The following is a 14,768-nucleotide window of genomic DNA, read 5'->3' on the forward strand; positions in this document are numbered from 1 at the left end:
TAAAAAATTAGCCGTAGACTTGATCTCAAGCGGTTAAGTTAGTTCGTGAAAAAATGCTATTATTTCATGCACTTTTTAACTGACCTATACCGTTTAAGACCGTAACGTCAATGTTACTAACGCAATACCATGATCGGTACTTTCGCCATCACGCTCAAAAATAGGATTAATTAAATGTCGATCATAAGTATCATATCCGCTAACTTCATAAAGACTGTCGTGATAGCTGGCATCAAATTCACATGACAATAATATATAGTCGAGAACAGAGCTACTCGCACCAAAATAATGTGTTGGTGTACGTGGCATTTTTTCTTCTTTACTCGTTTCATTTGTTATCGAGGCTTGAAATAAATCCCAACCATCTTTTAAACAATATTGAGCAAGATAGGCGTCGCGGTCAATAGACGACACAAAACGTAAGGTGTTTGTCAGTAAGTGACTTAACACACCATCAGTTAAGGTATTATTAAAATCGCCCATTAATACCATAGGATTACTTGTAGTCTCACGACGCTCAATCATATCAATCATTAATAGTGTCGCTTCACTGCCACGTTGTATCGTTGACCCCCAACCACCAGCAACTTGTGCTTTTAGGCTTTCAATAATGGTTTGCTCTGGCGAGCGACTTTTATTTTGCTCATCAAGTTCGATCATTGAACGTTTAGATTTAAAATGCACAACATAACAATCACAGCTCCCCAGATGAGGAACCTTAACCGTTGCTCTTAATACTTTTCGGCTAAAAGAAAAGTGCTGAGTTAAACCTAGTGTTTGTGCCAGTTCAATATTTGGCTTTACTGCTGCAACCTCAATAATCGGATAGCGAGAAGCGATGGCGACAACCGGGCGTTTGTAAATAAAATCATCTATCACTTGGGGGTCATCAACCACGGCAAAATAACGATAGCCCTGCCCCGCAACTAATTGTTTTAACGACTCGGGACTAAAGACTTCTTGAAAGCCAATAATATCAGGTTGATACTCACGTAAATATTCAGCAATCCAATGTTGTTTTTTACGCCACTGCTCAGCACTATAAATACGCTCAAAATCATAGAAAGCATTGGGAGGCTCAAGATAATTGAACAAATTAAAGGTCGCAATTTTAAGCTGTAAATTTGATACGGCTATAGAAGGCAATATCAGATTTATTTCTGTTGGATCTTTTTTCTCTGGGTAATCGATGATGTTAACTCTACTAAACGTTGAACTGTGATTATACCTGAGATAAAAAATTAAAAACCAACAAGATAAATTACCATTTAGCTAACAGCTTATTTACGTCACTTTTTGCTGTCTTTGATAACTTTTGTATTAATGCAAAAGGCACAAACTCGCCGTTAATTTTTTCTTCGATATCATCAAGCATCGATAACCATAATTTTGCGGTCATCTCTGCATCAAATAAAGCCCGGTGAAAGGCTCCATCTGATGGAATGTTTTTATAACGAATAAGTGTCCCTAGTTTATGATTAGGCGCGTCTATATTAATTCTACGTGAAACCAGTAATGAACAAATAAATTGCCCCGAGTATCTTCTAGAAATATTATTAAGCTCGGCGTCCAAGAACTTTTGATCAAAAGAAGCATTGTGCGCAAGTAAATTATCATCGCCAAGAAAATTGGCAAACTCTGCCATCACTTCATCACAAGAACCGACCTCAGCGAGCATCTGATTAGATATTCCAGTGTATTGTTCAATAAAGCTACTAACCCGAAAACCAGGATTCATTAACGATTGAAATTTGCCGGTAACCTTACCGTCTACAATTCTAACCGCCCCTATTTCTATGGCCCTATCACCTTGGGTTGGTGATAGTCCTGTGGTTTCAAAATCAAGAACCACTAACGAATTCGCATTTTCATGCATGTAAATTAACCCTGTAAATTAATGCTAGGCTGATTTTAACGGCTCTGTTTCAAAAGGAAAGTAATCATTACTTGTAAGATATTTAAATTATTCTTTTCAAAAATCAATTTGAAAACTACACTGTATAAAAATACAGTTGAGATTTAAGTGATGAACGTTATTCCTATTTACATTGAAGCAGGTATTTCAGGGTTTTAATCACCCGCAGCCGAATATAAAGAACTGGGGTTATCACTAGATACACTCCTTATTAGACATCCTAACGCTACATTTATTGGTCAAGCATCTGGTGAATTTATGCAGGGAGTAGGCATTTTTGATGGCGACTTACTTATTGTAGACAGATCGCTCACCGCTAGAAATGGCGATGTTATTGTGGCAAATTACAATGGTTGTTTTGTCTGTAAGTTAATTGATAAAAAACAAGCACGGCTATTATCTGCATCTAAAGATTTTGCACCGGTTAGTATTCAGCCCGAAGATGATTTTCAGCTAGAAGGTATAGTCACACGTGCTATTCGTCTTCATCACCCAGCACCTGAATTAACCGCATGTATGCACTAGTTGATGCCGTGTCTTTTTATGCTAGTGCCGAAAAAGTATTCGACCCAAGCATAAGAAATAAGCCCGTCGTTGTTTTAACCAATAACCACCCTAGACTATTTTCACTAAACACCAACCATACACTTTTTACAATGTGAAAATTTAAAGTATTATTGAAAACTATTATATTAATTAATAGGGTTACATTTAAAAAATAAGCAGATTTGAAAAGACTCTTAACGGATGAAATAGCATGTAAAGATAAAACAAAAAATTCAGTTGTTAGAAAATAAATTTGGGTACATTATTTAGATGACCTTCAGTTAGACGATGTAGAAATTGAATTAGCAAAAATTAATGCAAAGAACACTTGGGAACAACTTAAAAGCTACTTACCATTATATGCATTTTTCAATCAGATCGAAAAGTAGTGACAGATATAGTGAAATTCAAAATCCTTTAAAACTTGCAGTTCAAGAAATTTTGTAAGACTAGCGACTGATGGATAGTTTGAATGAAGTGGCTATTGAAGTGGCTATTGAAGTTGAAACTAAACTAAATGAGGTAGTAGTAAAGACTTTAGAAAAACTAGACGAAATAAATCCATAAATTTCAGATAGTCTTACCCCTTTAATTCCTAACGCAGACAGCCTCAAATCCGTTGATGTTTTTAAGTCGGTATCTATAACTGGAAATGAAGATATTCCTATTAATAAAAGAGGTCGCTGTGTTGAAAGGCTAGTTCTTTTGAATTTTTTAGATCATAAGCTGAAAGAAAAAAGATGAAAATAATGCCCCCAACATTATTTATGCTATTGAATAGCCTGAAACTTTACAGCAGCCAAGTTATCAAGAAAAATTAATCGAAGCATTTATCGAGCTTTCTAAGAGCCATAATGCACACGTATTACTTACCTCTCATGGTCCATCAATAGTGAAATCACTAGATTTTTACCATCTTAAGTTTATAAAGAAAGAACCAGCTAAAGGCGTTTTAAATGTCAAGAGAAGCGAGTCGCCTTATCCTCGTTCAATGAAGTGATTTTTTTGGCATTTGGCGAATCACATGATGAGTGCCACAATGAGTTATATGTATTTATTGAGAGTGAATAATTATTAACTGAATATAAAGGTGGCAGACCAACTATCAGCTATATAACAATAAAACGAAATGGTGCTCTTTTAGAAGAGAAAAAATTGTCAGTGAGTATATACGTCATGAAATACATCACCCCGAAAACATAAATAATGCACCGTGCTCAGATCAAAAACTTCAAGGTTCAATTAATGATATGAGAATATTTATTCAAGCTCAGATGAATTAATAGGAACCGGTAAGAAATTAAACAGTACAAAAGAGAGCTTTCAGGTCAACATTTGTCATTAACTTAAGTAAACCTAATGTCGGGTATGTGGCTTGAGTAACTTTAGAAAAATGAACACGGGTAGTTTTTCCCTCACCAAAAGCTAACGTCAAAAAAGTGCACAAAGAAGAAGTAAGCTTTTGCCGAGAACAACTGAACATCAGTTAGTTGACCTAAACATGTCGACAGCGGAATTAAGATTATTGGCATACCGGACGTTCCCACAATCGCTTTTGAGACTAACTCCATGCTCAAAAGCGCAAAATACAGTTATAGAACAAGAACAATATCTATGGCTGCTGTAAGCTCGTTGCTGCCTGAGGGGCAAAATCTCTGGATACGACTTTTTCCACAGTGACGAAATTAAACATGTTCATTATGTTTAATATAGAGATTAGATTAAATATTACCTCCTTCTTGTCTTTTAAAACCATCATACAGATTAACTTTTTATTTGATTTTTTATTCATGGTTAATTTTGAATTGAGCAACTAAGGTTTGCATATCTGTTAATAGTTTCGCTAATTCTTGTCTAGCTTTTGAAACGTCAACTATCGCTTGAGAACTCTCTTGGGTTTTGTCATTAATTTTAACAACATTCATATTAATTTCCTCGACAACAGTCTCTTGTTGCTCCGATGCTGTTGCTATTCGTGTACTCATATCATTTATTTGGGTAATAATGTCGGCAATGCTATTTAATGTATCCCCTGTCGATGATACGCTATTTATTACATTGATTACTTGCTCTTCGCTTTTCTTCATTAACGTTACAGCGGAGGTTGAATTCTTTTTAAGCTGGCGTATCAGAGCGTTTGGTCAACTTTTTTTGGTGTAGCATGGTTCCCCCCCATACCAAGCTGAAAGTATTATCAATATTGACTTTAGACTGTTCGAGTAAGTCAGCGATTAACGTTAGCAGACGTCAAAGCAAACTTCTTTTTAAGTGCATAAAAGCTCGAGTTGATAACTGCGGTTATTGTTAATAGTCAATGATGGTTTTCTATTGCTCTTAGCTACGCGTAATTCTCATGGTTATCTCCTAAATTAAGTCTGGAGATAACATAACGAAGATCAAACGCTAACAACAGGTGCCATTAGCTATTCGCTTACGAAGCTTTTTTCAAAAATCCGTAATTTAGATACGGCTTTCTCATGTCAATGAATGCTCAACTTTATGAAAAATTTGTCTTATAAATCTAACAGTAATGACCGCTATCAATTCAACGGCGCAAGTTGAACTTAATTAAAGCACTAAAAACTATACGCCCCACCCAAATAGATGACATCAACATCATTAGGCTCTAAAGCATAACGCGTAAAACCTAGGCTTAACTGCCATTGTTTGGTTAGTTGATAATGTCCCTCTAGGCCATAGTAAATATCATGATCGTCACGCCTAGTGGTTATTTGCTGTGCTTGATAGGTACTGGTGATGTTTCCTTCCCATGCTATAAGGCCCAGTGATACCGACGTACTTATATCTTCTTGTTGCCATAATTGATAACGCGCTCCAAGCGTAAAACCATCACCTAATACCGGCGATATGTTAGCGACACTATTGTGATATTGTGTTGGTGATAAACTGTCGCCGGTAAGGGTGACATCACCCTCACCCAGCTCAAGATAACTCGCTTCAAGGGTTAAGCCATTGTCTAGCTGATAACCAATACCTAATGACCAACTGATGTCACTGTCGCTCAGATGGGTAACTTCTCCTGACGGTAGCTGTGCAGTGAGGCTTCCTGTGTTAGCTTCGCTTTTTCCGAGCTCTACGCTGACCAACCAGTTGTTGGCGTGGCTCGTTGCACTTAACAGTAACCCCATACCTAGAGTAATTAATTTAGCGATCAAGTTTTTTACCTGGTTATGTTCTATAGGGCTACTTTTCATGAGCGGGCTCCTTGGCTTGTTAGTCTCTGCTGTGACACAGCCCGGCTATTTACCCAAGCAACTCTGCGGCGATAAACAAGTAGGGATACTATCCCCATAAACCACCAAGCTATTACGCCTCCACTACCGCTTTTATTGGTCACTGTAATGGTTTCATAGGCTTTAACGCTAACCGTAATTTGCCCTATCGCTTTGCCACCATTACCATCATCAATCGTATAGGTGATGATGTCGTTGCCGTCAAAGCCTGTTTTAGGGGTGTAGATTAACGTATTGTCAGTGCCTATCGTGACACTACCTTGCTCTGCATCGGCGCTAATAAGCGTTAAGGTATCATCATTACCATCACTGTCGTTTAGCAATGGCGCTATGATAATGGCTGTTCTGTCATCAGTGCTCGCACTGTCATTTTGCGCAACAGGTGCTTGATTTTCAATAATATTAACGGTCACATCAGCATAACTTGTACCGCCGCGACCATCACTTACACCATAGTTAATAGTAGCAACACCAATAAAGCTTATCGGTGGTGTGTAGATAAGTTGCTGGATATTGATAGCAATATCGACAACACCAAAATCAACACTTGCACTGTTAATCGTTAAGACATCGTTATCTTCATCGCTGTCATTAAGTAATACATCAATCGTAATGGGTGTATTTAGTGCAGTGCTTGTTGTTTCAGCTTCTGCAACAGGGAAGTGATTAGTATCTATTAATACGGCCACGCCGCCTGGGTCAACAATACTGCCGTTAGCTGAACCATCGTCATCGTTAGGGCCACCATCTTCAATTGTTAACTGTACACACCAATGGCCTTCGTTTAGTCCTATTGTCCAGCTTGCATCGCCAGGAGGAGGACAAAAGCCAAAGCTTCCTTCGCTTGAAGCAAACTTGTTATTAACATCAACAACAAATTCAACCCAGCCATTTACTGGCGTAAACTTCCGATACAAGGCATCAGCAGGTATGGGTAATCGTTGAGGTAGCACTAGATTGTAGCTTTGTCCTGCTTGAGGTAAACCATAAGCGATAAAGTCGAATATACCTCCTACATTTAGCGTATTTTCATCGTTTTGCACTTCATCAGGCGTCAGTTCAAGGCCACCACTTTGGTTATTCGCTACCGTAGCGCCTTTACGTAAACATACACCTGACTCACCTTCAACAAGGAAGAGTTGTGATTCACTGACTTGCTGTGGCATGACGTTACATGCACTGGGTACATCAAGATAATTAGGAATACCATCAAAATCATCATCACCAAGACCCTCTTCATTGTCAGGAATTAAATCGCCATCACTATCGACATCGGTTAATACGGCTAAGGTATCGGTAATAACAAGATAAATATTGGTTGTTGTTGATAGTGGTGTATCACCATTATCTGTCACCACTAAGTTCAAAGTTTGAATACCGGCTGTTAACCCTGCGGTGTTAAAGGTATAAATGGTTTCATCACTGTCAACATCGACCAATTCACTCTCACTATCTAGCCATTGATACTGGTGTGTATCAAGCGTATTACTATCAAAAACCTCTGTTTGAATAACCACTTGACCCGCATTGCTTTCAATCAATAAACGCTGTTCATTGTCTTGCGTCACACGATAAGTCACTTGTGGTGCAATATTTTGTTCAGTAATCGTTAAGGTATAAGCAGATTTAGCGCCCAGGTTAAGGGTATCATCGAGGGTAATGATTAACGTTTCACTTTCTTCAGCCATATCGTCAGCTAAAACATCAAAACTAATCGTGCCAACCTCTCCAGAGTTAATGACAATCTCACCTGCAATAAGGGTATGGTCGTTAGCATCAGCTGAGCCGCTCACGCTATAACCTACAGTGACAGGGTAAACAGGTGAAGTACCGTTTAAGTAAATCTCCACATCGTGTGAAGTCCCTTCTACTGACGTTTTATTTTGACTCATCGTAATCAGTGGGTACACGACGACAGATTGACTTGCCACACTCTTGAGACCTTGGCTATCTTCTGCTTGCCAATACGCTACGTTGTTACCCGGTCTAAATAACGTGGTGCCATCTACTAAGGAAACAGGCAGTATTTGTCCTGCATTATCCACAGCGGTGGCTACCCCTAAATCAACTTTAGTAAATAACGCCGTTGCATTAGCTATTACGTCTTCAGGTAGTGTAATAATTGGTAATTGTGCGTTGATGCCGCCATCAATAAATAACGTCACGCGTGCCTTTGCAGAGCCATTGTCTTGAGTTTTGTGTCCGTCATTGATAACGTAATCTAGCGAGATAACACCTTGTACACCCTCCTGAGCTTGATAAACTAACTGATTATCATCAATACTGACACTACCAATACTGGCAGAGGCGTTAGTGATAGTTAATTCGTCATTTTCAATGTCACTATCATTACTTAGCACATCAAGGATATAGACCCCAGTTTCATTAAAGGCAAGTGTAATATCATCATCGGTTGCTATAGGGGCATCATTAACAGAAGTGATAGTGAGCGTAACTGTAGCAGGCGCTGAATCTACATCACCATCATTCACCATATAGGTAAAGCTGTCTTCACCCTGATAATCCGCTTCAGGTGTGTATTGCCATTGCGCAGTATTATCTAAAGAAGCCGTTAACTTACCCTGTGAGGGTTCGCTTGCAATAATAAAGGTTAATTCATCTCCTTCATCATTGTCAGTGGCCGTTAAGGTAACAAACGTATCGCTATCTTCTGCTAAGGTTTCACTCACATCAGCAGCAACGGGTGCTTGGTTAATGTCAACCACCTCGAGGTTAAATGCCATTAAACTTGCTGATGCATTGCCACTGTCTGTTACGCTAATAATAATACCTGAGGTAATGCCAATATCACTCTTACTTGGCGTGCCGTTTAATGCGCCTGTTGTGGCGCTAAAGGCTGCCCAACTGGGTTCATTGGTAATACTGAAGGTCTGCGTATCACCTGCATCTGCATCTGCATCTGTCACACTCGGCGTAAAGCTATAAGCCACATCTTCAGCAATGGTCGTCGCTGGCGTACCCGTGATAACCGGTGCGTCATTGGTATTTGACACCGTGACACTAAAGGCGGTTAAGCTTGCGGTGGCACTGGCACTATCGGTGGCTGTTATCACAATCCCCGCCGTCACGCCCACATCATCATTAGTCGGCGTGCCGGTTAATGCGCCTGTTGTGGCACTAAAGGCCGCCCAACTGGGTTTATTGGTGACACTAAAGGTACTAGTATCGCCTGCATCTGCATCACTGACGCTTGGCGTAAAGTTGTAAGCCTCATCTTGCGCCACGGTTATCGCGGGCGTACCGGTGATAACCGGTGCGTCGTTGATATTTAACACCGTCACGCTAAAGGCGGTTAAGCTTGCCGTAGCACCGGCGCTATCGGTGGCCGTTATCACAATCCCCGCCGTCACGCCCACATCATCATTAGTCGGCGTGCCGGTTAATGCGCCTGTTGTGGCGCTAAAGCCAGCCCAACTGGGTTTATTGGTGATACTAAAGGTTTGGGTGTCGCCTGCATCGACATCACTGACGCTTGGCGTAAAGCGGTAAGCCTTATCTTGTGCCACTGTTGTGATGGGCGTACCGGTGATAACCGGTGCGTCATTAGTATTTGACACCGTCACGCTAAAGGCGGTTAAGCTGGCGGTAGCACCGGCGCTATCGGTGGCCGTTATCACAATCCCCGCCGTCACGCCCACATCATCATTAGTCGGCGTGCCGGTTATGGCGCCGGTTATGGCGCTAAAGCCAGCCCAACTGGGTTTATTGGTAATACTAAAGGTTTGGGTATCACCTGCATCGACATCCGCCACGCTTGGCGTGAAGCTGTAGCTGCTATCTTGCGCCACGGTTATGATGGGCGTACCGGTGATAACCGGTGCGTCATTGGTATTTGACACAACCACAGTGAAGCTTTGTATAGCCGCGGCGTTTTCATTATCAACCACGCTTAGTACCACGCTATTATTGCCCACATTAGCGTTAGTGGGTAAGCCCGATAACGTGGCGGTGCCATTGCCGTTATCTGCCACAGTCAACCACGTCGGTTGAGTGGTCGCGATAATGGTTAAATTTGTATCATCGCTATCGCTAGCAATTATGTTGTAGTTATAGTTACTGTTTTCAGTCGCGGCAGTTACCCCAGTAGAGGTAAAGTTAGGTAAATCATTGACTGAACTGACTGTCACATTAACTGTAATCGTGTCGTTGACTAGACCATCAGATACATTGACCACAAAACTGTCTGCACCAAAATAGTGGTTAGTGGGTGTATAACTTATCGCTTGACTATTACCTGTACCAGAAGCTGAAGCGCTGCCCTTCGTTGCTTGGCTGCTAATGCTCCACGTCAGTGGGTTACTATTAGCATCAGTGGCATCTAAGGTTAATGAAAACGCAGTAGGTGAGCCGTCTTCGCTCATCACAACCGTCGTATTAGTCCCTTGGGTTATCACAGGTGCAGCGTTAGACGTGGTTACCTCGACATTAAATGATGCTAAATCATTACCCGCGCCGTTTGAGTCTATAACCCGAATAACAATGCCTGACGTGGTTCCAACATGCGCTGGCGTTGGGTTACCACTGAGTTTACCTGTGGCGTCATCAAAAATTGCCCACGTCGGTTGGTTGGTAATAGTAAAGCTAAGCGTCTCGTTTTCAATATCGCTCGCCGCTGGCGTAAAACTATAAGCATTACCATCAACAACACTCGTTGCTGGCGCACCACTGATAGCTGGTGCATCATTAATCGCATTAATGGTGATGGTTTTACTCAATCCAGTGCCCGCTTCAAACCAATCGTTAGACGTGATCGTTAACGTACTTACATCGGTATTGTTTAGTGTCGTTTGAAATTTAATACGGTCACTATCATTAAGGAAGGTATTAATATCAGCACTTAGCCCGGTCAAGGTGATACTGGACGTACCGAATACTTGAGAGCCTGCAATGGTCGTTGATGACACGGTGCTATTGCCATCTTTGGCGAACAATAAACCGTTATCACTACTGAGCGTTACGGTAATCTCGTTACCGTTATCATCAGCAGTAAAAACATCGCTTAAATCTAACGACGTTTTGACATCTTCATCGATATCAAAAGGCCCAACGCTATTGGTAGCCTCGACAATCGTTGGTGACAGGTTGGTATTAACACTATGAACCTCGCCGGTTATATATCCCACAGGGATATTATTGCTTTCATCAACAATATCGGTGCCTGCATTTAAGTCTAAACGGATATCGCCTACTGTGACACCTGTTGTGATAGTTACGGTATAACTTGTTCCTGAGCCGCTTACAGTATTAATGACGGGGACGACATTAGTTGCGCCACTGACGAGAGTCAGTGTGAAGTCATTGATATCTAAGTTAATCACATCATCTGAAAAGACCATGTTATAAGTAATAGTGGATGCAGTTTGCGCTGGTGTACCCGATAAAGTGATGCTGGCGACATTGGGTAATGTATCGAGTGTTGTTAGGTTTAACGCCACCATAGAACCGTCTGCTTGCAGGTTAGTATTCGTGTCTTGAGCAACGATATAAACAGTGTAATTGACCGCATCACTTAAGCCAACAATGTTAGCCGTACCCGTGGTGCTGGTCGTCGCGATGGTACCACTGGCATGAACCGTGGCTCCAGCGTAATTAATCGCTGCTTTGGTTTGAGTAGCCGTTGGCGCGGTATCTGCCTGGTCAACAACAATGTAATAAACATCACCCTGCTCGTCTATATCGACAGCTAACGTTGCCCCCGCGTCAGTAATAGTTGATAAAGTCGGTGTGCTGCTCTCAAAAACTGGTGGCGTAGTATCGTCGTCGTCAGTGATAGTGATGGTTTGCTGCTGGGTTCCATTTTCAACAGCGCTACCGTCAGAGATGGTATCTACATCAATAATAATGGTTTCGTCGCCTTCTTCTACGCTGTCATTAACACTAGTGATCCCTGTTACTGCATCGCCGGACGTGGCGCCGCCCGTAATGGTAATATTAGTACTTGGCGAATTGTAATCAATTCCCGAATCGTCGGCTGAACCCGTGTAAGACAAATTAACGGTCACATTTGCATAGGTTGCATTGTTTAATGTAGCCGTGATGCTAGCCATGCCACCGTCTTCATTAATCGTGTTATCACTAACTTGTAACGTCACTACTGGGGTGACCTCATCATCGGTAATGATAATGGTGGGGTCGCCACCATTATCATTACCGATACTTAACACTGATGTGTCAATACTCACTACAAAGCTTTCATTGCTGGGCGCATCAAATATCGCATCATCTATACCTGTAGCGGTAATAAAGCCAGAGCTTAGGCCCGCCGTAATTGTGATACTACTACCTGACACACTATAATCATTATTAATACCGCTGTTATTTGTATCATCAAAACTCAGCGGTACGCTTAGATTGACTGGCCATTTGTTATTCAAGCTGCCCGTTATACTAGCTGTAATTATTTCGGTATCACCACTTTCACTTAGGGTGCCATCCGCAGCGCTTAAGGTAAAATCAGGTAAGTTGGCATAAATCGCATCGCTAACTTGACTAATCGCGGTGGTAAATGCGGCATTTGAATTACCCGATGCATCGCTAAGAATAAGACTAACGGGTATATCCGCCCCTGCATCTGCATCGGCCCCACCATCGGTGATGGTAAACGATGCGGTGTAGGTGGTGTCATTGGTCTTACTGAAACTTGCCAAAGTATATCCGCCTACCGTACTAGCCCCTAAGATATAGGTGTCAGTATCTGTGCTAACGGTAATGGTTGCATTAACGGTATCACCCACTTTATGGGGTGAATTTGGAATAACAATGGCGCTTATAACAGGCGCGATTAGATCGACATCGTGGCTTGCCCCTGAAGTATAAGTACTGATATAACCATTGTTATTATTACCATTGGCATCATCGTCAATGATGTTAGTCCCGGCATTTAGGTCTAAACGAATACTCCCCGCACCACTTATATTGCTCACGGTCACATCCACACTGGTACCGCTTGATGCAACAGCCGTAACATCCCCTGTTGCATCTCCTGAAACCGTGGTTACGGTAAAGTCATCCGTGCTGATGGCGTTCGCATTCTCATCAAACGCGACGGTGAATTGCATCGATGTATCGGTATTGTTTGGTGAGTCTTTAACCGTCACCCCTGTTACTATTGGTGGGCTGATGTCTGCTGTGGTAAAGCTCCAATCCGTAGTCGCTGAAATACCCGTATAACTGTTGCCTGAAATATCGTCAATAACAGTGGCATCCATGAGCACATAATACTCAGTGTTGTCCGCTAAATTCGCACTAGGGTTGATCGTTAAAGTATCGTTAGTAATACTTAACTGACCACCATGAGCGGCGACGTTAATGGTGGCCACGGTGCTATTGTTACTGCTCTTATTAATGGTGATATTACCCGTTCCCAGGGCAATATTTTCATTAAAGTCCATGCTGATATTAGCTGAGCTGCTCAAACCCGTGGCATTGTCTGCTGGGCTTAGGATTTGTAATGTTGGGGTGGTTAAATCAATTGCAATTGATAAACCACTCGATGCTGCTCCCACATTACCCAGTGTATCTGTCGCCGTTGCGGTAATACTATGCGTCACATTTGCTGTTAAGGCACTAGTGGTTAAATCCCAAGTTCCACCTGTGGCGGAACCAGAAGCAAGTAATGTTGAGCCTCCCCCTTCCTGATCACTGTATAATTTAATCGTAGTGCCCGATTCAGCAGTACCACTTAACGTCGGTGTAGTATCACTAGTGATATTATCTGAGTCTGAATCGCCCGAGTCTGTTCCTGTTGCTAAGTCTGGAGTGGATGGCGCCACAGGTGCCAATGTATCAACGCTGATAGTAAATGTTTGTATTGACGAAGTATCAACACCACCATTAGCCGACAAACCGTCATCTTGTACTTGTACATTTATTGTTGCTACCCCTTCAACATTACTCGCGGGGGTGTACGTTAAATTACCTGCGTTATTTATATCTACTGCAGAAACAACACTATTTACATCATTGGCTTCACTAATGATAAAGTTACTGATAGCTTGAGTCCCGTCATCACCATCATTAAAAGAACTAGCAAATGTATTAACGGTTTGTGTTACACCGCCTATACCAACGCCGCCTACTGTTTGATTTGCACCTATAGAAACGGTGGGTGCGTCGTTAACGGATGTAACACTGAGGGTACTTGTTCCTGAAGCACCTGAAAGTGCGCCATCATTAGGGGTTACCGTTAACGTGATATCAGTGAGTGAATTATTCGCAGTGGTCACCTCTATTTTATTCACCGTATCAAGATAAGTATGAATATTAGCTATTGACCCTGCAATGGTCATAGACGATGCACCAGAGTTAGCTACGGTGACACTATCAGTAACACCATCTCCATCTATTGAAGCAATAGTGCCGCTATTTACAGCCAAAATGACTGTTAGACTGTCACCTTCAGTATCAGAAAATGTCGCGGCTGATAAGTCAATTGCACTAGCAACATCTTCGGTTACTGTATAAGTGGTTGATAAACTTGTTAAGGTTGGGGCTGTGTTAGTATCAGACAGAGTAAATATTAAATCATCAAAACCAGGAGCAAAATGTCCACCACTATATATAACTTCCATAGTATCAACATTTGTAAGGTTCAAAGTCGCTAATTGACCATGTATACCATTAATATTAGTTGAATCATTGGCATTAATAGTTGTACTTTCACTACTTCCACTCGTAGTATTAGTGAACGTATAGGTACCTGTAGAAAAATCATTTACTTCAAGAAACTGAATAGATGTAATATCAATGATTGTATCAAAAGTAAAAATCACTTTGGTAAGACCATCACCTTGTGTATCAGCTATAATATTACCACTTGCTCCCCCAACAGATGCACTTGCTTGAGTAAATATATTGTTAGCATTTTCAGTAGTAACAGCAATAACGATACTTTGCTCACTGACATTAACCGCAAAATTGCCATTTTGAGTAAAAGTATCAAATGTTATTGTTGATGCCATACAAATATTGCTTATCATAACTGAAACTATAAAAGCAGTTAAAATTGATGGTTTTAGTTTTTTTAAAAATAT

The 14,768-nt window shown here is 41.3% G+C and carries 5 protein-coding genes and 2 pseudogenes; 2 read left to right on the forward strand and 5 right to left on the reverse strand.

Translation table 11 applies throughout. The features are described from left to right. Positions 1-93 precede the first annotated feature (93 nt). Both H4J73_RS04175 and H4J73_RS04180 read right to left on the reverse strand, forming a co-directional pair. Positions 94-1,095 carry an endonuclease/exonuclease/phosphatase family protein gene (locus H4J73_RS04175; RefSeq protein ID WP_259367802.1) on the reverse strand — a complete coding sequence of 334 codons (1,002 nt, stop codon included), beginning with the start codon at positions 1,093-1,095 and terminating at the stop codon, positions 94-96. 166 nt (positions 1,096-1,261) lie between these two features. Continuing rightward, the gene (locus H4J73_RS04180; RefSeq protein WP_182223220.1) at positions 1,262-1,876 is read right to left on the reverse strand and encodes a PolC-type DNA polymerase III; all 615 of its coding nucleotides are present in this window, start codon (positions 1,874-1,876) and stop codon (positions 1,262-1,264) included. Between the two features lie 150 nt (positions 1,877-2,026). Between H4J73_RS04180 and H4J73_RS04185 the strand changes: the two are divergent. Both H4J73_RS04185 and H4J73_RS04190 read left to right on the forward strand, forming a co-directional pair. Further along, positions 2,027-2,440: pseudogene (locus H4J73_RS04185) on the forward strand (LexA family protein). Continuing rightward, a pseudogene (locus H4J73_RS04190) lies at positions 2,428-2,526 on the forward strand (hypothetical protein); the annotation flags it as partial. The pseudogenes H4J73_RS04185 and H4J73_RS04190, both read left to right, overlap by 13 nt. A gap of 1,719 nt (positions 2,527-4,245) precedes the next feature. Here the strand turns inward: H4J73_RS04190 and H4J73_RS04195 are convergent. From H4J73_RS04195 to H4J73_RS04205, 3 genes are all read right to left on the reverse strand, one after another. Continuing rightward, positions 4,246-4,548, reverse strand: coding sequence for a hypothetical protein (locus tag H4J73_RS04195; RefSeq protein WP_182178154.1), 303 nt, complete (start codon positions 4,546-4,548; stop codon positions 4,246-4,248). A 489-nt stretch (positions 4,549-5,037) separates the two neighbouring features. Continuing rightward, complete coding sequence (locus H4J73_RS04200) at positions 5,038-5,676, reverse strand: TonB-dependent receptor domain-containing protein (RefSeq protein ID WP_182178156.1); 639 nt, start codon at positions 5,674-5,676, stop codon at positions 5,038-5,040. Then, positions 5,673-14,696 carry an Ig-like domain-containing protein gene (locus H4J73_RS04205; RefSeq protein ID WP_182223219.1) on the reverse strand — a complete coding sequence of 3,008 codons (9,024 nt, stop codon included), beginning with the start codon at positions 14,694-14,696 and terminating at the stop codon, positions 5,673-5,675. The genes H4J73_RS04200 and H4J73_RS04205 overlap by 4 nt, the downstream gene beginning before the upstream one ends. Between the last annotated feature and the right edge of the window lie 72 nt (positions 14,697-14,768).

The sequence above is a fragment of the Colwellia sp. MB3u-41 genome, from assembly GCF_014076845.1.
Lineage (GTDB): Bacteria > Pseudomonadota > Gammaproteobacteria > Enterobacterales > Alteromonadaceae > Colwellia_A.

What these genes read in the sequence shown, in the direction of transcription:
- H4J73_RS04205 (WP_182223219.1), bottom strand. Translation starts at nt 14,696, where the DNA reads ATGGCATCAACAATAACATTTGATACTTTTACTCAAAATGGCAATTTT.
- H4J73_RS04180 (WP_182223220.1), bottom strand. Translation starts at nt 1,876, where the DNA reads ATGCATGAAAATGCGAATTCGTTAGTGGTTCTTGATTTTGAAACCACA.
- H4J73_RS04195 (WP_182178154.1), bottom strand. Translation starts at nt 4,548, where the DNA reads ATGAAGAAAAGCGAAGAGCAAGTAATCAATGTAATAAATAGCGTATCA.
- H4J73_RS04200 (WP_182178156.1), bottom strand. Translation starts at nt 5,676, where the DNA reads ATGAAAAGTAGCCCTATAGAACATAACCAGGTAAAAAACTTGATCGCT.